A 19,591-nucleotide genomic window follows, 5' to 3' on the forward strand; every position below is an offset into this window, starting at 1 on the left:
GGGTCGTCCGGCCTAGCGTTAGGCCGCAGCCGAGCGCAGACCCAGAATGGCGCGCGCCTGGTCTACACTCGCAACTGGGCGGTCGTGGGCGTGGCATAGATCGACGGCTCTCTGCACCAGCGCTGCATTGGACGGGGCAAGCGTTTCGCGATCCAGACGCACGTTGTCCTCCAGCCCCGTGCGCACATGCCCGCCCGCCGCGATGGACCATTCGTTCAATTGAATCTGCCCAGCCCCGATCCCGGCGGCGCACCACGGGACGTCTCCGAACAGTCGGTGCACGGTTTTGACGTAGAAGTCGAATACATCTCGATCCACGGGCATAGCATTGCGGACGCCCATGACGAATTGAATATAGGGTGTATCAGGCAATTGTCCCTCGCGGTGCATCCGGGCCGCTTGCAGGATATGCGACAGGTCAAAGGCTTCGATCTCAGGTTTGACGCCGTATTTTACCATCTCGCTGGCCAGCCAGTTCACCAGATCGGGCGGGTTTTCATAAACGCGCGTCGGAAAGTTGTTCGATCCCACCGAAAGCGAGGCCATGTCCGGGGACAGCGGCAGCATACCCCCGCGCGCCTTGCCCGCACCCGAACGACCTCCGGTGGAAAGCTGCACTATCATGCCGGGGCAGTGCGTTTCGATCCCGTCCTTCAGCGCCGCAAACAGGTCGGGGTCCGAGGTGGGTTTGCCCTCGGCGTCGCGCACATGGCAATGAGCGATGGAGGCTCCGGCCTCGAAAGCTTCATGAGTGCTTTCGATCTGCTCCGGCACGCTGATGGGAACGGCCGGGTTATCGGCCTTGGTCGGCACCGATCCGGTGATCGCCACACAGATGATGCAGGGGGTTTGTGAGACAGGATCAGACATCGAAAAACACCGTTTCTGAGGGGCCTTGTAATTGAATATCGAACCGGTAGCCGCCTTCCACCTGTTCCGCGATCAGAGTTTGCCCGCGCACGGGCTGCTCAATCAGGTTCAGTACTGGGTCTGACGCATTTGCCGCCATTTCATCGGGGAAATAAAGCCGGGTGTTGAGGCCTACGTTGATCCCGCGTGCAACGAGCCACAAGTTGATATGCGGGGCCATCACTGTACCGGTTTGGTCTGTCACGGGGCCCGGTTTGATTGTGTCGAACGCCCATTCCCCCGTGTCGAAATCCGGTATTACACGGCCCCAGCCACGAAAGCCCGGATCAACAGAGCCCTGACTGGGATAGACGCCATTTGCATCCGCCTGCCATGTTTCAATCAGTACATCCTTGACCGGCGCGCCGGTTCCGTCGCGCACCACACCGCGCACAGTGATCTTCGTCCCTGACGCATCTGGACCCGCGATGTCACGGCCCAACTCGTGCCGGTAGATATCAAACCCGGCGTCTCCGGGGGCCAGCCCGATATGCACATAGGGCCCCGCGGTCTGTGAGGGCGTTTCCTTGAGATAGTCCAGCTTTTGCACCATGGTTAGTTCCCCTCGGGCCGGTTTTCAAAATAGGTCGACCGCAGCCCGCGCAGCACGATGTCGAATTTATAGGCAAGACAGTCGAAGGGAACGGAGGCGTAGATATCCAGCGCGGCCACCAGTTGGTCAATCGCGCGCGGGTCGGGGATCGTGTTGATGATCGGGCACTTGGCAATCAGCGGGTCGCCTTCAAAGTAAAGCTGCGTGATCAGGCGCTGAGCAAAGCTGGTTCCGAAGACTGACACGTGAATATGCGCAGGCCGCCAGCTGCTGACCCAGTTGCGCCAAGGATAAGCGCCGGGTTTGACGGTGCGAAACTGGTAGTAACCCTGATCATCGGTCAGCGTTCGACCGCAGCCGCCGAAATTCGGGTCGATGGCGGCCAGATAGGTATCTTTCTTGTGACGATACCGCCCGCCTGCATTGGCCTGCCAGATCTCGACCAGAGTATTGGGCACCGGGCGGGCGTTTTCATCCAGCACCCGTCCGTGCAGCAGTATACGTTCACCCACCGGATCACCGGTTGTTGCGAAATTGCGCAGCAAGTCATTGTCCAGCGGGTCGATGTCACTATGGCCAAAGGTCGGGCCGGACAGCTCGCTTGCGGTCCCTTCCAGTGACAAGAGTGGCTGTTTCGGAGACCGTGTCACGCTGGTTTTATAGTTGGGGTCCAAGGCTTGCGGATGCCAGGCCCGGTCGCGTGGGAAAAGCTGGGTCATTCCGCCATGTCCTCCATCTCGGAAAAGGTTTGTTTGGCAAGGGCAATGGCCCGATTGGCACAGGGAACGCCTGCATAGACGGCGGCGTGCAGGAAAGCCTGAAGGATATCGTCTTTCGAAGCCCCGGTATTGGCGCAGGCGCGCACATGCATGGGGATCTCGTCAAAGTTCCGCGTCGCGGCCAGCAGCGCCAGCGTGATCATAGACCGTTCGCGCGGGGTGATCGTGTCGTCCGCCCACAGCGTGCCCCACGCAGTTTCGGTGATCATGTCCTGAAACGGCGTGTCAAAGGCGGTTTTGCGCGCTTCGGCGCGATCCACATGGGCGTCGCCCAGAACCTTGCGGCGCACGGACATGCCGGTTGCATGGCGATCCATCGCGTTCCCCTTTTCGTCGGTCATCTTCAATAGGGCAACCCTACATAGTTTTCGGCCATCGCCTTTTGCGCGGCTTCGTTGCTGCGCAGAAAGTCAATCTCGGCCCGTTGCATTTTGAGGTCAAATTCGGATTGGTCGGGAAAGCGGTGCAGAAGTGATGAAAACCACCAACTGAACCGCTCGGCCTTCCAAACCCGCGCCAGAGCGTTTTGTGAATAAGCGTCGATCCCGGCTTCAGACCCGTCGCGGTAATAGTCCTTCAAACCTTGAAAAAGGTAGTGCACGTCCGAGGCTGCCGTATTCAGCCCCTTGGCCCCGGTCGGGGGCACGATGTGCGCCGCATCCCCGCACAGAAACAGCCGCCCCCAGCGCATCGGCTCGGTCACGAAGGAACGCAGTGGCGCGATGGATTTTTCGATCGACGGACCGGTTACAAGGCGATCGGCATATTCCTGTGGAATGCGGCGTTTCAGCTCGGCCCAAAAGGCGGCATCGGTCCAATCTTCGGGGTGATCGGACAGGGAGCATTGGATGTAGTAACGGCTGAGCGCCTCGTTGCGCATGGAGCACAGCGCAAAGCCACGATGGGACGAGGCATAGATCAATTCGTGATGCACAGGCGGGGTTTCGGACAGAATGCCCAGCCAACCAAAAGGATAGATCTTTTCGTATTCACGCCGGATCGACAGCGGAATGGTTTGGCGGCTGACCCCGTGAAATCCGTCGCAACCCGCGACGAAATCCGCATCGATGCGCTGATCTTGCCCATCGGCGGTGAAGGTCACATAGGGGGCGTCGGTTTCGGCGTCATGAATGGTGACGTTTTCGGTGTTGAAGATCAGCGCGCCACCTGCGGCTTCGCGCGCGTCATAGAGGTCGCGGGTCACTTCGGTCTGGCCGTAAACCAGAACCGGGGTGCCGGTATGGTGCTGGAAGTCGACTCGGAAGCAATCCTCTTCGACCGCGATCAATGTGCCGCTATGTTCAATTGCCTCAGCGTGCAGGCGCGCGCTGACGCCTGCCTGATCCATCAGGTCGACAAAGCCCTGTTCCAGCACACCGGCGCGGATGCGTCCCAGCACATAGTCCTTTGTTCGACGTTCCAGAACGATGCTGTCGATTCCCTGCGTTGCGAGAAGCTGTGACAACAGCAAACCTGACGGCCCGCCGCCGATCACAAGAACTTGTGTCCGCATCTGATCCTCCTGTCCCCGCTGCGCAGGATTGCATTGCAGACAGGGTTTCGCAACGCATGGATGCCAGCATACCGTTGCGATTAAAGCATAAGGGGGCCATACATGACCCTATGCGATTGCCGGATACGGACCGTGCAGGTTCAAAGGCTTTGACCTTGCGACAAAAACAGCGACAAAAAAGTTGCGATATTATGCATGTTATGCATTAAACTGCATCATGGCGCACCGCGCAGAGGAGGAGGAACCAATGAAGATCAAACGCACGCTCATCGGGGCGTTGGGGGCTTTGACCCTTGGCATGGGAACGGCGGCAAACGCGGCCGAGTATGAATTCAACCTGCAAAGCTTCTTGCCTGCGCAGGCGACGATTCCATCGAAAATCATCGACGTCTGGGCCGACAAGATCGAAGAGGATTCGGGCGGACGCATCGAAATCACCCGCTATCCCTCGATGCAACTGGGCGGCAAGCCGCCGGAACTTCTGGATCAGGTGATCGACGGCGTGATTGACATGACCTGGAACGTCATCGGTTATACGCCGGGCCGCTTCCCGTCGACCGAAGTGTTTGAGTTGCCCTTCCTGGTGAATGACGCCAAGCCCGCTTCGGCCGCGTTCTGGACCTTGCTGGAAGAAGACATCGCCGCGCGTGAATTCTCGGACGTTAAGGTTCTGGGTGGCTGGGTCCACGGCCCCGGCATGATCCACGCCAACAAAGAGGTTCTGACACCAGACGATTTCAACGGCATGAAAATCCGTGGCGCCTCGCGTCAGGTCAATGCCTTGCTCAGCACATTGGGCGCGACCCCGGTGGGTATGCCTGTGCCCGCGGTGCCCGAGGCGCTGTCCAAGGGTGTGATCGACGGCACGACCATTCCGTGGGAAGTGACCAAGGCGCTGAAAGTGCCGGAACTGGTGGAAAATCACACCGAATTCACCGGGCCGATGATGTATACCGTGACCTTCGTTCTGGCCATGAACAAGGATAAATACGCCGCACTGCCGGATGACCTAAAAGCTGTCATCGACGACAACTCGGGTTTGAAGTTTTCCATGTTCGCAGGCGAAGTCCAGCAGGCCTATGATGAGCCCGCACGTGAAATCGCGCTGGATCGCGGCAATAACGTGGTGACTCTGGACGCCGAACAATCCGCCGCCTGGGCCGAGGCCGCACAGCCTGTCTATGACACCTGGCTGTCCGAGATGAACGAAAAGGGCATTGACGGTCAGGCCCTGATCGATCGGGCCAAAGCGTTGATGAACGAGTACGGCAGCTAAGCCGGACCTTCCGCGCGGCGCAGTCTGAGCGCCGCGCGGTATTTACACCAAAATCTGCATCGGCACCGTTGGTGGAGGGGATATGCACCAAACGATAGAAAAGCTGGCGCGCGGCATGGCATTGCTGGGCGGGGCGGTTCTGACGGCTTTGATCTTGTTGATCTGTATCTCGGTTCTGGGCCGGTCCCTCAATACATTGCTGCATGGGTGGCTCGGGCAGGTTGCACCGGGCTTTTCCGAATGGGCGCTAGGGTTGGGCGTCGGGCCCATCAATGGCGATTTTGAGATTGTCGAGGCGGGTGTGGCCTTTGCTATCTTTGCTTTTCTGCCGCTCTGCCAGTTGAATTCGGGTCATGCGGTCGTGGATATTTTTACCTCGAAACTATCGCCTCGGGTTGACCGTATCTTGCGGATGTTGGCCGAGGTGGTCTTTGCCGCCGTTTTGTTACTGATAGCGGTGCAGTTGTTTGGGGGCATGATGGCGAAGCTACGGTTTGGCGAGAATACGTTTATCCTGCAATTCCCCGTCTGGTGGGGTTACGCCGCCAGCTTTTGCGCAGCCGTAGTGGCGGCGGTCGTTGGTCTTTATATGGCGGGCATCCGCATCCGCGAATGCGCGACAGGAAAGGAACTCCTGCCGTGAGCGATCTCGCCATCGGGTTGCTGTCCTTTCCCGCTCTGCTTTTGTTGATTTTCGCCCGCGTGCCGATTGGGTTGGCAATGTTCGTCACCGGTCTGGTCGGCATCGTGACCGTCACCGGAAACCTGAACATTCCGTTGGGCCGGTTGAAATCCGAGACCTACACGACCTTCTCCAGCTACTCGCTGTCGATTGTGCCGATGTTCCTGCTGATGGGGTATTTTGCCACACTGGGCGGGATGTCTACGGCCTTGTTTAAGGCTGCCGAGGGCTTTCTGGGTCACCGCAGGGGCGGCGTGGCCATGGCCGCGATCGGAGCTTGCGCGGGGTTCGGGGCGATCTGCGGATCGTCGCTTGCAACGGCGGCCACGATGGGGCGCGTGGCGCTGCCTGAGTTACGTCGGTATGGCTATGCCGGTGGCTTTTCTACCGCCACGCTGGCCGCAGGGGGGACGTTGGGTATTCTAATCCCGCCTTCGGTCGTGTTGGTGATCTACGCGATCCTGACCGAACAGAATATCGCCAAGCTGTTTCTGGCCGCATTTATCCCCGGCGTTCTGGCGGCTTTGGGTTATGTGATTGCCGTCTCGGTCTATGTGCGCCTTTACCCAGACAGCGCCGGAACCCGTCCTGCCGTGCCCTACCGTGAACGGTTTCGGTTGTTGCTGGACGTTTGGCCCGTGCTCGTTGTCTTTGGCGGCGTTGTTGGTGGCATTTATGCGGGGTGGTTCACGCCCACGGAAGGCGCCGCTGTAGGGGCGGCTGGAACTGGCTTGATCGCGCTTGCGAATGGGGGGCTGACATGGTCGACGCTGAAAGACAGTTTCACCACCACAGCCAAATCCACCGCGATGATCTTTTTCATCATTCTGGGCGCGGGGTTTTATAACGGGTTTCTGGCGCTGACGAATGTGCCGCAGGAACTGGCGAATTTCGTGTTGAGCCAGGGCTTCAGCCCCTGGGCAATTCTGGCTCTGATCCTAGTGTTTTACCTGATCCTGGGCTGCGTAATGGATAGCCTCAGCATGATCCTGTTGACGATTCCCATCTTTTACCCGGTCATATCTGTGCTGGATTTCGGCTTGGTCGACCTGATCGCGATGCAACATGATGCAGCCCGTGCTGCGATGGCCGGAGCTGCCGACATCGCTCCTGAGATTCTTGCTGAAGTCGAAGCCCTGATGGCTTCGGGGGCCGAGATTAGTCGCGATTTGCAGAAAGAGATCGATATCCGCATCACACAAGGCATGGCGGACCGCATCGCCGAAGAGCGCACAGCCATCTGGTTCGGTATCCTCGTGCTGATCGTAGTAGAGGTAGGGTTGATCACGCCGCCGGTCGGGATGAATCTGTTTGTGATCAACACGATGGACCGTGAAACCCGCATGACCGAGACCTACAAGGCCGTGCTGTTCTTTGTCGGATCTGACATCCTGCGTGTTGTCCTTTTGGTGCTGTTCCCGGCGATCACCCTATTCCTGATCCCATTTGGCTGACCTTTGCTGAGTTGTGCAAGAAAATGCACAAACGCAAAAAACACTGTTGCAAACATATCCGGGAGATGTGCATTATAACGCATATTTCAGGCGTCGAGGCGGAATTTTCCAAAAACCTCGATTCGAATGATCCCCGAACGAGGCGACCCATAGGGGAGATGGGTCGCGCAGCAGGGTGATTGTTTTTCCGGCAAGCAGCCGCTGGCCTGTCGAGGGGAGGAGGAACCCGTGTCAGAAAACCAGAATGCAGCCCTTTGGTTTGTGGATCGTCACCTGCGCGAAGGGCGCGGTGACAAAGTGGCATTTCACGAGGCCGACGGACAGCAACGCACCCTGACCTATCGCGCCTTGGCCGAGGAAAGCGCACGGTTTGCGGGCGCGCTGGCGCGCCATGACGTGCGCCGGGAAGAGCGCGTCGCGATGGTCGTGCTGGATCAGATCGAATTTCCGATCCTGTTCTGGGGCGCGATAAAGGCCGGGGCCATTCCCGTGCCGATCAACACATTGCTATCCGCGCCGGTTTACGCCGCGACCCTGAACGATAGCCGCGCGACGGTCCTGATCGTATCGGCCAAGATGTGGGACACGGTCGCACCTGCGATCCAAGGCAACACAAATCTGCGGCAGGTGATTGTCATAGGCGACGCGCCCGATGGCACCACCAGCCTTGAGGCGTTCATGGATGGGGCCACGCCAGTGGAAACCGTTACGTCGGAAAGTGATGAGGCCGCGTTCTGGCTCTATTCCTCGGGCTCGACGGGTTTGCCCAAAGGTGTGCGCCATGTGCAGTCCAGCCTTCGGGCTACCGCCGACACATTCGGGGCGCAGGTGCTGGGTATCCGGGAAGAGGACGTGGTGTTCTCGGTCGCCAAGCTGTTCTTTGCTTATGGGTTGGGCAACGGGCTGACCTTTCCGCTGTCGGTTGGGGCAACGACGATCCTGCTGGGTGGCCGCCCAACGCCGGATGTGGCGTTTCAGATCATCGCCGCGCACAAGCCGACGCTGTTTTGCGGCGTGCCCACCTTCTTTGCCGCGATGAATGCGCGGTTCGAGGCGGGCGATCTACAAAGCGAACCAAATCTGCGCCTGTGTACATCGGCTGGCGAGGCGCTGCCGCGTGAGGTGGGCGAAGCATGGGAGAAGAATATGGGCGCGCAGATCGTAGATGGCGTGGGCTCTACCGAGATGCTGCATATCTTCCTGTCAAACCGGCCCGGCGACATTGTCTATGGAACCTCCGGCACGGCAGTGCCGGGCTATGACGTGCGTCTGGTCGACGAAGCCGATCACGAGGTGGGCGATGGCGAAGTGGGCGAGTTGCTGGTGCGGGGTCCTTCCTCTGCCGAAAGCTATTGGAACCGGCGCGAGAAATCGCGCGCGACTTTCGAAGGGCATTGGACCCGGACCGGCGACAAGTATGAGCGCACAGCCGAGGGTCGCTATATCTATTGCGGGCGCACGGATGACATGTTCAAGGTGTCCGGCATATGGGTCAGCCCGTTCGAGATTGAACAGACGCTGATCGAACATCCCGCCATTCTGGAGGCCGCGATTGTGGCCCATGCCGACGAGCAAGGCTTGGACAAGCCCCGCGCCTTTGTCGTTCTGAAAGATGGTCAAAGCGCGGATGCGATCGGGGATCTGAAGGACTTTGTCAAAGACCGGATCGGCAAGTGGAAATATCCGCGCTGGGTCGAGGTGGTGGACGATCTGCCCAAAACCGCAACCGGCAAAATCCAACGTTTCAAACTGAGGGAAACCGCATGATCTGGCAGGATGGCGGCTCGGGCCGCATGGATGTGAACGGCAGGGAATTGGAATACGGCATCTGGGGCCCTGCGCCACAGGATGCGCCGACCATCGTGATGCTGCACGAAGGGCTGGGGTGTTTAGCGATGTGGCGGGATTTCCCGGCCGAGATTTCGGCGGCAACCGGTTTTGGTGTTCTGGCCTATTCCCGTGCTGGCTATGGCCAATCCGATCCAGCAGAATTGCCGCGCCCGCTGGACTACATGACCGTCGAAGCGCAGCAGGTTCTAGGTCCCGTTCTGGATCAGGCTGGCATTCAGCGGGCGGTTCTGCTGGGCCATTCCGACGGTGCGACGATTGCGGCGATCTATGCGGGTTCGGTTTCGGACCAGCGGGTGCGGGGGCTAATCCTGATGGCGCCGCATTTCTTTACCGAAGAGATGGGGTTGGCTTCGATTGCCGCCGCGCGGGAGGCGTTTGATACCGGCGACCTAGCAGGGCGGCTGGCGTCTTATCACCGCGACCCGGCGGCGATGTTTAATGGCTGGTGTGATGCGTGGCTGGACCCCGGTTTCCGCAACTGGAACGTGGCGGATGTCATCGACTACCTGCGCATTCCGACGCTTGCGATTCAGGGGCGTGATGATCAGTATGGCACACTGGCTCAGATTGCCGAGGTTGAAACCCGCAGCTATGCCCCGGTCGAAACAGCCATACTGGACAATTGTCGACACGCCCCTCAATTTGATCAACCCACAGCAACCCTGACAGCAATCGCAGAGTTCACCGCCCGGCTTGAGCGGTTGGAACAGGCAATGCCTGAAATGGCATGATCAGCGACTGTTGGCCACCACACGCTTACGTACCGGGTCAGACAGAGCGTCACCCCGAAGGTCTGTTTGACCCTCTGAAAACCGGCCTGTCGGATGTTGCGCCGTCTGATCTGGTGGGTACATCTGCCTGGACCAGCGGCTTGGCCTTTCTGAGCGAAGGGTATTTTTGGGAGGCGCATGAGGTGCTCGAGGCCGTCTGGCTGGCCTGCCCGCCCAATTCGCCAGAACGTCTGATGGTGCAGGCGGTTATTCAATACGCAAACGCCTGTCTGAAAGGCCGGATGGGGCAGCCTCGCGCGATGGCGCGTCTAATGACCTTATCCGACGATCTGGCTCGCGAGGCGATGGACCGGGCAGGAGGGGCTGTTCTGGGTTTGCATGGTGAAATGTGCAAGATAATGCACAGAATAGTAGAATTGGGGGATGAGAAGGGCAAAAAATGTATCTAGAAGATGCGTTATTTTGCACTCATTCCTTTACTCGATACATGCAGCGCACTATTCTGCATGACTGAACTTAGGAGTTGCACATGACCAAGGTCATCAATTTTCAGACCGATCCATCGCAATATCGCCACTGGCGGGTGGAATATGATGGGCCGGTTGCGAACCTGTTTATGGATGTCGACGAGGATCAGGGATTGTTCGAGGGGTATCAACTCAAGCTGAACTCTTACGATCTGGGCGTCGATATCGAACTGGCCGATATCGTGCAACGGATGCGCTTTGAGCACCCCGAGGTGAAAGTGGTTGTCATGCAATCCGGTAAGGACCGGGTGTTCTGCGCGGGCGCGAATATCCGCATGCTCGGGGGGGCTGCCCACAGCCACAAGGTGAACTTCTGCAAATTCACCAATGAGACGCGCAACACCTACGAAGCCGCCGAAAAAGACAGTGGCCAGAAATATATTGCTGCCGTCAAAGGCGCCTGCGCCGGGGGTGGTTATGAGCTGGCGCTGGCCTGCAACCACATCATGCTGACCGATGACAGCACCTCCTCGGTCGCACTGCCCGAGGTGCCGCTGCTAGCGGTTCTGCCCGGCACGGGTGGGCTGACGCGGGTGACGGACAAACGCAAGGTGCGGCGCGATCTGGCCGATGTGTTCTGCTCGACCGAAGAAGGGGTCAAAGGTAAGCGGGCACTGGATTGGCGTCTGGTGGATGAGGTCGTGCCGAACTCCAAGTTCGACGCCACCGTGCAAGAACGTGCCCGCGAATTCGCCGCTGCGATGTCCAAGCCGGATGCTGCCGGGGTTGTTCTGGGTCCGATGGACAAGACGGTCGGCGAAGATGGCTCGGTCACGTATAGCCTGATTGAAGTGGCTGTTGATCGGGATGTCCGCAAGGCGACCGTAACGATCAGCGGCCCGGATGCCGACGCGCCGCAGGACATGGCCGCGTTCACGGCGCAAGGGGATCAGGCCTATCTGTTGCGGCTGGCACGCGAACTGGACGATGCCATCTTGCATCTGCGCCTGAACGAAATGGAGTTGGGCCTGCTGGTCTTCCGCACCCAAGGCGACCCCGAGCTGTTTCAGGCGCATGAGGCGCTGTTGCTGGCCAATCGCGATCACTGGTTGGCTAATGAGGTGCTGCAATATTGGAAGCGCCTACTGAAACGGATCGACGTCACTTCGCGGTCGATGTCCGCGCTGGTCGAACATGGCTCGTGCTTTACGGGTGTTCTGGCCGAAATCCTGTGGGCGGTGGATCGTACGTATATGATGGAAGACGAGTTCGAGGGCGACAATCGTCCCTTGGCGACGGTCACTTTGACCGATGCCAATTTCGGACCTTTGCCTATGGGCAATGATCTGACCCGGCTTGAAACCCGGTTCTATGGCACGCCCGATGCGGCTGGCCAGATGGAAGACCATAAAAACACCGCGCTGGATGCCGAAGCCGCCGACGAGTTGGGCCTTGTGACGATGATCCTGGATGACATCGACTGGGAAGACGAGATCCGCATCTTCGAGGAAGAGCGCGCCTCGTTCAGCCCTGATGCGATGACCGGGATGGAGGCGAACCTGCGTTTCGCCGGTCCCGAAACCATGGAAACTCGCATCTTTGGCCGCCTGACCGCGTGGCAGAACTGGATTTTCAACCGTCCCAATGCGGTGGGTCCCGATGGCGCGTTGCAACGGTACGGCACCGGGTTGCGCGGCGAATATGACATGGAACGTGTGTGACAGGTTCCCCCCGAGCTTCATCAGGAGAAAGACATGCTAGACGTCATCAACGTAAGTTACGACACTCAGATCCCCAACAATGTCGGCCTGAGCCAGGACCGCAAGGTTCTGAAAGCGCTTGAGAAATGGCATCCCGGCTATATCGACTGGTGGAACAAGCTGATCCCGCAGAATTTTCAGGACTCGATGGTTTACCTGCGGACCGCCGTCAGTGTTGACCCCAAAGGCTGGGCCAAGTTCGACTATGTGAAAATGCCGGAATACCGCTGGGGCGTTTTGCTGGCCCCGCAGGTTGAAGAGCGCATCATTCCTATGGGTGAGCACAAGGGCGAAAAAGCGTGGCAAGAGGTGCCGGGCGAATACCGCAACATGCTTAAACGTTTGATTGTCATTCAGGGCGATACCGAGCCGGGCTCGGTCGAACAGCAGCGGTTCTTAGGTCTGACCGCGCCATCGCTTTATGACATGCGGAACCTGTTTCAGGTCAACGTGGAAGAAGGCCGTCACCTGTGGGCGATGGTCTATCTGCTGCAGAAATACTTTGGCAAGGATGGCCGGGAAGAGGCAGATGACCTGCTAATCCGGTCCTCGGGCTCCGAAGAAGCGCCGCGGATGCTGGGCGCCTTTAACGAAGAAACACCCGATTGGCTATCCTTCTTTATGTTCACCTATTTCACTGACCGAGACGGCAAGATGCAGCTGGAAAGCCTTGCGCAATCTGGGTTTGACCCGCTCAGCCGGACCTGTCGCTTTATGCTGACCGAAGAGGCCCACCATATGTTCGTGGGCGAAACCGGTGTCAGCCGTATCGTGCAACGCACCTGCGAGGCGATGAACGAGGCCGGTTTGACCGACCCCTACGATATCGGCAAAGTACGCGATCTGGGCGTGATCGACCTGCCGACGATCCAGAAAAAACTGAACCTGCACTACTCGCTGTCGCTGGACCTATTCGGACAGGAGGTCTCGACCAATGCCGCGAACGCCTTCAACGCGGGTATCAAGGGCCGGTATATGGAGAACCGTATCGACGACGACCACATGCTGCAAAGCGACACTTATACAGTGAAATCCATTGTTGATGGGGCGATCGTGACGCAGGATGTGCCCGCGCTGACGGCGATCAACATGCGGTTGCGCGACGACTATGTCCGCGATGCCTCGGGCGGCGTCGGGCGTTGGAACAAGATCATTCAGAAAGCCGGGATCGAGTTCAATCTGGCCCTGCCAGACGAGGCGTTCCACCGTCAGATCGGCGTCTTTGCCGCGATCAAGGCCAATCCCGAAGGTGATATCATCTCTGAAGCGGAATGGGCCGCGAATGCCGACAAATGGCTGCCGTCCAAGGAAGATGGGGCCTATATCCAGTCGCTTATGGTGCCGTGCTATGAGCCCGGCAAATACGCAGGCTGGATCTCGGCCCCGAAGGTCGGGATCGACAATAAGCCCGGCGATTTCGAATATGTGAAACTGCACATGGCTTGATCTTGGGCCTGTTTGGCAGGGTAGTGGGGACCCCCTCTGCCCGCCGCATCTTGCCAGCCAACGCGGGAAGGACATGGATGATGGCAGCGGAACGTTCCGCACTCAGCGCAGACAAGGCCGAGATACAGCCCAATCACTCGGTGATCCGGGGGCGTTGTCTTGGCTGTGACACCTGCACCGGAATCTGCGCTGCACTTATCGACGCCATGACCCTTCCCGCCCTTATCCAGCGACGGCATAAATCATGAACAAACCCATCAAACAGCACCTGATCGACCCGGAAATCTGTATCCGTTGTTACACGTGCGAGATGACCTGCCCCGAACAGGCCATCGAACATGACGACAACAACGTGGTTGTAAACGCCGACCTGTGCAATTTCTGCATGGATTGCATCCCGGTCTGTCCGACCGGCTCAATCGACGAATGGCGCGTGGTGACCGAACCTTACAGCCTGGAACAGCAATATGAGTGGGAGGAGTTGCCGGAACAGGAGGATCTGGGCTCGGATGACGCCGACACCGGGATAGAGGCGCTGGATGATGCGATGGCCGCGTTGCTGGCCGATGCCCATAAGGGTGCTGGTGGCAAGTCCAAGGCCCCGGCCACGGCATCGAAACCCACGATCAACCTGTACAATTTGGGTAAACCTGTTCAGGCCGTTGTGCAGGGTAATTACCGCCTGACCGAGGCGTCCTCGGACAGTGATGTGCGCCATATCATTCTGGATTTTCAAGGTCACCCTATGCCGGTTCTGGAAGGCCAGTCGATCGGGATCATTCCGCCCGGAACCACAGGCGAGGGGCAACCGCATCTGCCGCGGCTCTATTCCGTGTCCAGCCCGCGGGATGGCGAACGGCCCGGTTTCAACAATGTCTCACTGACCGTCAAACGCGAAGAGGGCGGCGTTTGCTCGAACTATGTCTGTGATCTGAAAAAGGGTGATGCGGTCAATGTCACAGGTCCATTCGGGTCGACCTTTCTGCTGCCTGATGATCCCGACGCACGTATCTTGATGATTTGTACCGGCACCGGCTCGGCCCCGATGCGCGCCTTTACCATGCGCCGTCAGCGCAAGGTGGGCACGATCCACGGTGGCATGACGATGTTCTTCGGGGCGAGAGCGCCCGACAGTTTGCCCTATTTCGGGCCGTTGCAGAAAGTGCCCAAGACGCTGTTGGTTCAGCACCTGGTATTCAGCCGGCAAGAGGGTCAGGACAAGGAATATGTTCAGGACAGGATGCTGGCCAAACGGGACATCGTCGCCGACTTACTGCAAGACTCCAACAGCTATGTCTATATCTGCGGCCTTAGGGATATGGAGGACGGGGTTGAGCAGGCCCTGACCGAAATTGCGGCGGGCGTAGGGCAGGACTGGACCGCGCTACGGGACCAGATGCGCGACGCCGGTCGGTACCACGTGGAGACGTATTGATGTCGGCCCGGCCAGCCTCGGCCTATCGACATGATATACGGGTGACATGGGGCGATTGCGACCCAGCCCGCATCGCTTATACCGGGCGCCTGCCATGGTTCACGCTGGATGCGATCAACGCCTGGTGGGAAGAGCATCTGGGTCAGGGCTGGTACCAGCTGGAACTGGACCGCAATGTCGGCACGCCCTTCGTCCGACTTGAGATGGACTTCAAAGCGCCGGTCACGCCCCGGCACACGCTGGCCTGTCACGTATGGCCCAGTCGGTTGGGCACATCCTCCATCACGTTTCGCGTCGATGGCGAACAGGACAGCCAAATATGCTTTTCGGCCCAAACGGTCAGCGTCTTCATCGTGGCGGACGCGTTTGAAAAACGCCAACCGCCGCAGGATATCCAAGACCTGTTGGCTCCGTTTTTGCATGACGCCGGGCAGACCGGGACATAACCGTTTTCCTTTTTGGTCCGGCGAACGTATTGTGCATTATTATACACATTCGGAATTGCGGAACATGGCGGAAATTACAACCTTCAGCGGGGTGTCGACCCAGATCGACACGGAATCCGAGATCGAACGCAGCATCTCGGCGCTGATGGTGCAGGTGGGCGAACGGGTCCGGAGCGCGCGTGAACGCAAGGGCATTTCTCGTCGGGTTCTGTCCGAAAGCTCGGGCGTGTCACAGCGCTATCTGGCGCAGCTTGAATCCGGGACGGGGAATATATCGATCGGGTTGCTGCAACGTGTGGCGCATTCGTTGGATCACCGGATCGAGTGGTTCGTGGGTGCCGAAGACCCGTGGAACTCCACCAGCCTGCGCGTGGCCGAATTGTTCTCTGCCGCCGACAGCGAAACGCGTGATCAGGTGTTGCAGGCCCTTTCACCCGACAGCGATCAGGCGGGTCGGGCACAGCGCGTCTGTCTGATCGGGTTGCGTGGTGCCGGGAAATCGACGCTGGGCAAACGGGCCGCTGAACAACTGGATGCGCCGTTTCTGGAGCTGAACAAGGAAATCGCCCTGCACGGCGGAATGCCGATTGATGAAATCCTCGCCCTTTACGGGCAAGAAGGGTACCGCAAGCTTGAGGCTGGATCGCTGGACCGAGTGATCGAAAACTATGACCGCGTGATCTTGGCCGTGGCCGGTGGCATCGTGTCCGAGCCTGAAACGCTCAACAAGTTGCTATCCAGTTTCCATACGATCTGGCTGAAGGCCTCGCCGCAGGAGCATATGGACCGGGTGCGCGCGCAGGGTGATGAGCGGCCCATGGCGGGCAATGCCGACGCGATGGAGCAGCTGACTTCGATCCTTGCCAGCCGCGAGGTTCTTTATGCGCAGGCGCGGTTCATGCTGGACACGTCGGGGCGGGCGCTGGACCAGTCGCTGGATGAATTGGTGACGATGATCCGGACGCAAAAGCTGTTGGAAGCGTGACCTAGGTTTATATCCTTACATAAGTGAACTATAACGCAGAAGGAGCCGATGATGGCCGTGGATGTCTGGCGTCAGGGGGCCGTCGGTTTTGTCAGGCTGAACAACCCGCCTGTGAATGCCATCGGTCTCAGCGTTCGGCAGGGCCTGTGGGATGCGTTGGCTTGGGTTCAGGCACAGAAAGGTCTGTCGCGGGTGGTGCTGCATGGATCGCAGCGCGCCTTTGCTGCGGGCGCGGATGCGCGAGAGTTTGACGCACCACCGGTTGCGCCGCATTTGCCGGAAATTTTGAATGGGATCGAGGCCTCGGACGTGCTGTGGGTTGCGGCGATCACGGGGGTTGCGTTGGGCGGTGGGTGTGAGCTGGCGCTAGCCTGCCGCTATCGGATCGCGGCGCCGGGTGTCCGGATTGGCCTGCCCGAGGTTACGCTGGGCGTGGTGCCCGGCGCGGGCGGCACGCAACGCTTGCCGCGCCTGATCGGGATTGCGGCGGCGGTTGATTTGATTGCAACCGGCAAACCCGTACCCGTTAAAGAGGCCGAAGCCTTGGGGCTAGTGGACGGTATCGCAGAGGACCCGGTGGATGTTGCGCAGCATCTGGATGTAGGCACGCTGGAGCTGTCTTTACCGCCCGGATTACGGGACCGGCCCGCCGCAGATGATACGGCGATTGCGGCTGCGCGCGCCGATGTCGCGCAGCGGATGCCCCACCAGATCGCGCCGCCAAAGGCGATTGATCTGGTGGCCCTGTCCGCCACAACTCCTTTGTCGGACGCAATGGCCCAAGAACGCGCGACGTTTTTCGACCTGCGGCAAGGCACACAAGCCCGTGCCCTGCGCCATTTCTTCTTTGCCGAACGCGCTGCGCGGTGGCGGGACACCCCCAGCACTAGCCATATCGCAAATCGCATTCTTGCCCGGTACCACGAAGCGGCGGATACGGTGCTGATGGATGGCTCGACCCCGTGGGAGGTGGACGAGGCCATGGTCGAATTCGGCTATACCATGGGCCCCTACGAGGCGCAGGACCTGACCGGTGTGGACATCGCCCTTGCCAATCGCCGCGAAAACGCCTCGCGCGACCCGAACCGGCGATATGTTCCCATCGCCGACCGGATGATCGAGTTGGGCAAACTGGGCAAAAAGGTCGGCGCAGGCTGGTATCGCTATCCCGGCGGGGGCGGCAAGGTCGAGGACCCGATTGTGGCTGACCTCGCGCTGGAAGAGGCGCATTTTGCCAAGATCACCCGCTGCGACTACGCCGCGGATGAGATCACGGACAGGCTGCTGAGCGCCATGATCAACGAAGCGGTCGCCCTGTTGGACGAAGGCATCGCAACCGCGGCCCGCGAAATCGATTGTGCCAGCGTGACAGAACTTGGCTTTCCACGCTGGCGCGGCGGGCTGTTGCACTACGCAGACACAATCGGGGCCACGACCCTTCTGGCGCGACTGGAGACTTACGCGCAAGAAGACAGCCTGGCCTGGGCGGCCAGCCCGTCCCTGCGGCTTTGCGCCGCACAGGGTATTTCCCTGTCCGACTGCTTTCCCGGCTAAGGCTTAGCCGATCAGGATATCCGCCATCCGTTCGCCAATGATCACGGTGGGCGCCATCGTGTTGCCGGTTGAAACGCGCGGCATGACCGAGGCATCGGCGATGGACAGCCCCTCAAGCCCATGAACAGAGAGATTGCCGTCGACGACGGACATCTCATCGCGGCCCATTTTGCAGGTGCAGCTTTGGTGGAAATAGGTACCTGCTGCGTTGCAGGCGAAATCCTTCAGGCTGGCCTTGTCCAGTGGCCCCGGCATCACCTCGCGCTTGGCGTATTCGGCCATCGGCGCGGCGTTGCCAATTTCACGGCACAGCTCGATGCAGGTGGTCAGAGCGGTCAGGTCGGCCTCTTCTCGCAAGAACCCGCCGTCGATGGCAAGGGGGGCGGTCACGTCAGCGCTGGTCAGACGCACACTGCCGCGGCTTTGCGGGCGCACCAGACCCGGCGCAATGGTCCATGCACCGGGCGGAACCTCGGTCTGCGCGCCGGTGACTTCTGATGCATAGGGCACCTCGATGTGGAACGGTTGCAGGTCGGGCGTGTCCAACGCCGCATCGGATTTCCAGAAAAACGTGGCCTCGGCGGCGCTGTTGGCGGGGGGAAGGGGGGTGTTGTATTCCCAGATGCACCCGGCGGCCAGAATGTGATCCTGAAAATTCTGACCGACGCCTTGCAGGTCGTGTTTGACCTCGATCCCCAGTGGTTTCAAATCCTGCGCCCGGCCGATCCCCGATTGCATCAGGATGCGGGGTGAGTTGATGGCCCCCGCCGACAGGATCACCTGAGATCCGGCGGTGATAGACTGAACCTGACCATCCTTTTCGAAGGTAACACCCGTCACCTTGGTGCCATCCATCGTCAGCGCATGCACGGTCGCCCCGGTCAACAGCGTGATATTGGGCTGCGCCAATGTCTCCCACAGGTAGGAGGCGGGCAGGTTCAGGCGTTGACCGTCGCGGATGCGCACATTGGCCAGTGCCGCGCCGCCGTCGCCCTCCATCATCGCGCCGTTCATGTCCTCGAAGGCGGGGATGCCCACGGTCCCGCAGGCCTCGACAAAGGACTGGGCCGAGGGGTTGATGTTGCGCACCTGATCCACGTAAAGGCGCCCTCCCGTTCCGCGTCGGTCAGGGTCGGGCGCGCCTTGCCAGTCCTCGATCCGTTTGTAGATCTCCAGCACCGAGGCATAGTTCCACGCGTCGTCTCCGGTTTCAGCGGCCCAGAAATCGAAGTCATTCTTGTGCCCGCGCGCCCAGATCATCACATTGATCGAGGACCCGCCGCCGACAACTTTTCCCATCGGCAGGATCAGAGAGCGGCCATTCACGGCATCGCTGGGATCCGCTGTGTAACCCCAATCCCGCTCGGACCGGATGTTTGTGGGCCAGAGCAGCGGGTTCAGCACCGCGTCGATCCGGTCGGTATCTCCGGCCTCAAGCACCAGAACGCTGGCGTCGGTTTCAGCGGCCAACCGGCCTGCAACGACGGCCCCGCCCGAGCCTGATCCGATGACGATATAGTCATATTGCGGGGCCAGTGCCTGTGCGTTGTAGCGCTGAGTGATCGCCGCATCGCCCAGGGTTTGCGCCGTAGCCTGAACCGCCAAAGCGCTTGCCCCTGTGGCAAGGGCCAGCTGAACAAACCGGCGGCGGCTGATCCGGCCATGCAGCAGACCCGCCTGTAGCGCGTTGAACATATCTCCGGCCAGCAGGTCCAAAGTTGGCTTCAATTTCATCTGTCTCTCCCTGTTT

At 59.6% G+C, this 19,591-nt stretch carries 19 protein-coding genes; 13 read left to right on the forward strand and 6 right to left on the reverse strand.

Annotated features, from left to right (window positions below; all coding sequences use genetic code 11):
• Positions 1-18: 18 nt before the first annotated feature.
• Genes ACR0DB_RS11525 through pobA form a run of 5 tightly spaced genes read right to left on the reverse strand, consistent with a single transcriptional unit; the run spans position 19 to position 3,754 of the window.
• On the reverse strand, positions 19-870 hold the full coding sequence (locus ACR0DB_RS11525; protein ID WP_480550969.1) for a 3-oxoadipate:acetyl-CoA acetyltransferase: 852 nt from the start codon (positions 868-870) through the stop codon (positions 19-21).
• The gene (pcaG, locus tag ACR0DB_RS11530; RefSeq protein ID WP_480550971.1) at positions 863-1,462 is read right to left on the reverse strand and encodes a protocatechuate 3,4-dioxygenase subunit alpha; all 600 of its coding nucleotides are present in this window, start codon (positions 1,460-1,462) and stop codon (positions 863-865) included. Before pcaG ends, ACR0DB_RS11525 begins: the two co-directional genes overlap by 8 nt.
• Before the next feature lie 2 nt (positions 1,463-1,464).
• Positions 1,465-2,181, reverse strand: a complete 717-nt coding sequence (pcaH, locus tag ACR0DB_RS11535) for a protocatechuate 3,4-dioxygenase subunit beta (protein WP_480550973.1) — start codon at positions 2,179-2,181, stop codon at positions 1,465-1,467.
• A complete protein-coding gene (gene pcaC / locus ACR0DB_RS11540; RefSeq protein ID WP_480550975.1) occupies positions 2,178-2,558 on the reverse strand; it encodes a 4-carboxymuconolactone decarboxylase in 381 nt (126 codons plus the stop codon). The genes pcaH and pcaC overlap by 4 nt, the downstream gene beginning before the upstream one ends.
• Positions 2,559-2,584: 26 nt before the next feature.
• The gene (gene pobA, locus ACR0DB_RS11545) at positions 2,585-3,754 is read right to left on the reverse strand and encodes a 4-hydroxybenzoate 3-monooxygenase (RefSeq protein WP_480550977.1); all 1,170 of its coding nucleotides are present in this window, start codon (positions 3,752-3,754) and stop codon (positions 2,585-2,587) included.
• A gap of 247 nt (positions 3,755-4,001) precedes the next feature.
• Here pobA and ACR0DB_RS11550 point away from each other — a divergent pair, with 247 nt between their 5' ends.
• The 13 genes from ACR0DB_RS11550 to ACR0DB_RS11610 all read left to right on the forward strand — a co-directional run bounded on the left by ACR0DB_RS11550 (position 4,002) and on the right by ACR0DB_RS11610 (position 17,841).
• Positions 4,002-5,030, forward strand: a complete 1,029-nt coding sequence (locus ACR0DB_RS11550; RefSeq protein WP_480550979.1) for a TRAP transporter substrate-binding protein — start codon at positions 4,002-4,004, stop codon at positions 5,028-5,030.
• Positions 5,031-5,112: 82 nt separating this feature from the next.
• The gene (locus ACR0DB_RS11555; protein ID WP_480550981.1) at positions 5,113-5,673 is read left to right on the forward strand and encodes a TRAP transporter small permease; all 561 of its coding nucleotides are present in this window, start codon (positions 5,113-5,115) and stop codon (positions 5,671-5,673) included.
• Positions 5,670-7,166, forward strand: coding sequence for a TRAP transporter large permease (locus ACR0DB_RS11560; RefSeq protein WP_480550983.1), 1,497 nt, complete (start codon positions 5,670-5,672; stop codon positions 7,164-7,166). Before ACR0DB_RS11555 ends, ACR0DB_RS11560 begins: the two co-directional genes overlap by 4 nt.
• A 228-nt stretch (positions 7,167-7,394) precedes the next feature.
• Positions 7,395-8,933 (forward strand): benzoate-CoA ligase family protein, encoded by a 1,539-nt coding sequence (locus ACR0DB_RS11565; RefSeq protein WP_170771677.1) that lies wholly within the window; start codon positions 7,395-7,397, stop codon positions 8,931-8,933.
• Positions 8,930-9,748 carry an alpha/beta fold hydrolase gene (locus tag ACR0DB_RS11570; RefSeq protein ID WP_480550985.1) on the forward strand — a complete coding sequence of 273 codons (819 nt, stop codon included), beginning with the start codon at positions 8,930-8,932 and terminating at the stop codon, positions 9,746-9,748. The genes ACR0DB_RS11565 and ACR0DB_RS11570 overlap by 4 nt, the downstream gene beginning before the upstream one ends.
• The gene (locus tag ACR0DB_RS11575; RefSeq protein WP_480550987.1) at positions 9,745-10,197 is read left to right on the forward strand and encodes a DUF309 domain-containing protein; all 453 of its coding nucleotides are present in this window, start codon (positions 9,745-9,747) and stop codon (positions 10,195-10,197) included. Before ACR0DB_RS11570 ends, ACR0DB_RS11575 begins: the two co-directional genes overlap by 4 nt.
• Positions 10,198-10,277: 80 nt before the next feature.
• Positions 10,278-11,936: a 2,3-epoxybenzoyl-CoA dihydrolase gene (gene boxC / locus ACR0DB_RS11580; RefSeq protein ID WP_480550989.1), complete on the forward strand. Its 1,659-nt coding sequence runs from the start codon at positions 10,278-10,280 to the stop codon at positions 11,934-11,936.
• A 33-nt stretch (positions 11,937-11,969) separates the two neighbouring features.
• Complete coding sequence (gene boxB, locus ACR0DB_RS11585; protein WP_480550991.1) at positions 11,970-13,421, forward strand: benzoyl-CoA 2,3-epoxidase subunit BoxB; 1,452 nt, start codon at positions 11,970-11,972, stop codon at positions 13,419-13,421.
• Between the two features lie 80 nt (positions 13,422-13,501).
• The gene (locus ACR0DB_RS11590; protein WP_170783010.1) at positions 13,502-13,669 is read left to right on the forward strand and encodes a hypothetical protein; all 168 of its coding nucleotides are present in this window, start codon (positions 13,502-13,504) and stop codon (positions 13,667-13,669) included.
• Positions 13,666-14,856, forward strand: coding sequence for a benzoyl-CoA 2,3-epoxidase subunit BoxA (gene boxA / locus ACR0DB_RS11595; protein WP_480550993.1), 1,191 nt, complete (start codon positions 13,666-13,668; stop codon positions 14,854-14,856). The genes ACR0DB_RS11590 and boxA overlap by 4 nt, the downstream gene beginning before the upstream one ends.
• Positions 14,856-15,302, forward strand: coding sequence for an acyl-CoA thioesterase (locus ACR0DB_RS11600; RefSeq protein WP_480504021.1), 447 nt, complete (start codon positions 14,856-14,858; stop codon positions 15,300-15,302). The genes boxA and ACR0DB_RS11600 overlap by 1 nt, the downstream gene beginning before the upstream one ends.
• A gap of 64 nt (positions 15,303-15,366) precedes the next feature.
• Complete coding sequence (locus ACR0DB_RS11605) at positions 15,367-16,287, forward strand: helix-turn-helix transcriptional regulator (protein WP_480550995.1); 921 nt, start codon at positions 15,367-15,369, stop codon at positions 16,285-16,287.
• Between the two features lie 51 nt (positions 16,288-16,338).
• Entirely contained in the window at positions 16,339-17,841 is a 1,503-nt protein-coding gene (locus ACR0DB_RS11610) for an enoyl-CoA hydratase-related protein (protein ID WP_480550997.1), read from the forward strand.
• A gap of 3 nt (positions 17,842-17,844) precedes the next feature.
• Here the strand turns inward: ACR0DB_RS11610 and ACR0DB_RS11615 are convergent, their stop codons facing one another.
• Complete coding sequence (locus tag ACR0DB_RS11615; protein WP_480550999.1) at positions 17,845-19,575, reverse strand: GMC family oxidoreductase; 1,731 nt, start codon at positions 19,573-19,575, stop codon at positions 17,845-17,847.
• Positions 19,576-19,591 lie beyond the last annotated feature (16 nt).

The organism is Ruegeria sp. AB6 (assembly GCF_056542685.1).

Bases quoted from the DNA above. Each gene is read 5' to 3' on its own strand.
- ACR0DB_RS11525 (WP_480550969.1), bottom strand. From the start codon at position 870: ATGTCTGATCCTGTCTCACAAACCCCCTGCATCATCTGTGTGGCGATC.
- pcaG (WP_480550971.1), bottom strand. From the start codon at position 1,462: ATGGTGCAAAAGCTGGACTATCTCAAGGAAACGCCCTCACAGACCGCG.
- pcaH (WP_480550973.1), bottom strand. From the start codon at position 2,181: ATGACCCAGCTTTTCCCACGCGACCGGGCCTGGCATCCGCAAGCCTTG.
- pcaC (WP_480550975.1), bottom strand. From the start codon at position 2,558: ATGGATCGCCATGCAACCGGCATGTCCGTGCGCCGCAAGGTTCTGGGC.
- pobA (WP_480550977.1), bottom strand. From the start codon at position 3,754: ATGCGGACACAAGTTCTTGTGATCGGCGGCGGGCCGTCAGGTTTGCTG.
- ACR0DB_RS11550 (WP_480550979.1), top strand. From the start codon at position 4,002: ATGAAGATCAAACGCACGCTCATCGGGGCGTTGGGGGCTTTGACCCTT.
- ACR0DB_RS11555 (WP_480550981.1), top strand. From the start codon at position 5,113: ATGCACCAAACGATAGAAAAGCTGGCGCGCGGCATGGCATTGCTGGGC.
- ACR0DB_RS11570 (WP_480550985.1), top strand. From the start codon at position 8,930: ATGATCTGGCAGGATGGCGGCTCGGGCCGCATGGATGTGAACGGCAGG.
- ACR0DB_RS11575 (WP_480550987.1), top strand. From the start codon at position 9,745: ATGATCAGCGACTGTTGGCCACCACACGCTTACGTACCGGGTCAGACA.
- boxC (WP_480550989.1), top strand. From the start codon at position 10,278: ATGACCAAGGTCATCAATTTTCAGACCGATCCATCGCAATATCGCCAC.
- boxB (WP_480550991.1), top strand. From the start codon at position 11,970: ATGCTAGACGTCATCAACGTAAGTTACGACACTCAGATCCCCAACAAT.
- ACR0DB_RS11590 (WP_170783010.1), top strand. From the start codon at position 13,502: ATGGCAGCGGAACGTTCCGCACTCAGCGCAGACAAGGCCGAGATACAG.
- boxA (WP_480550993.1), top strand. From the start codon at position 13,666: ATGAACAAACCCATCAAACAGCACCTGATCGACCCGGAAATCTGTATC.
- ACR0DB_RS11600 (WP_480504021.1), top strand. From the start codon at position 14,856: ATGTCGGCCCGGCCAGCCTCGGCCTATCGACATGATATACGGGTGACA.
- ACR0DB_RS11605 (WP_480550995.1), top strand. From the start codon at position 15,367: ATGGCGGAAATTACAACCTTCAGCGGGGTGTCGACCCAGATCGACACG.
- ACR0DB_RS11610 (WP_480550997.1), top strand. From the start codon at position 16,339: ATGGCCGTGGATGTCTGGCGTCAGGGGGCCGTCGGTTTTGTCAGGCTG.
- ACR0DB_RS11615 (WP_480550999.1), bottom strand. From the start codon at position 19,575: ATGAAATTGAAGCCAACTTTGGACCTGCTGGCCGGAGATATGTTCAAC.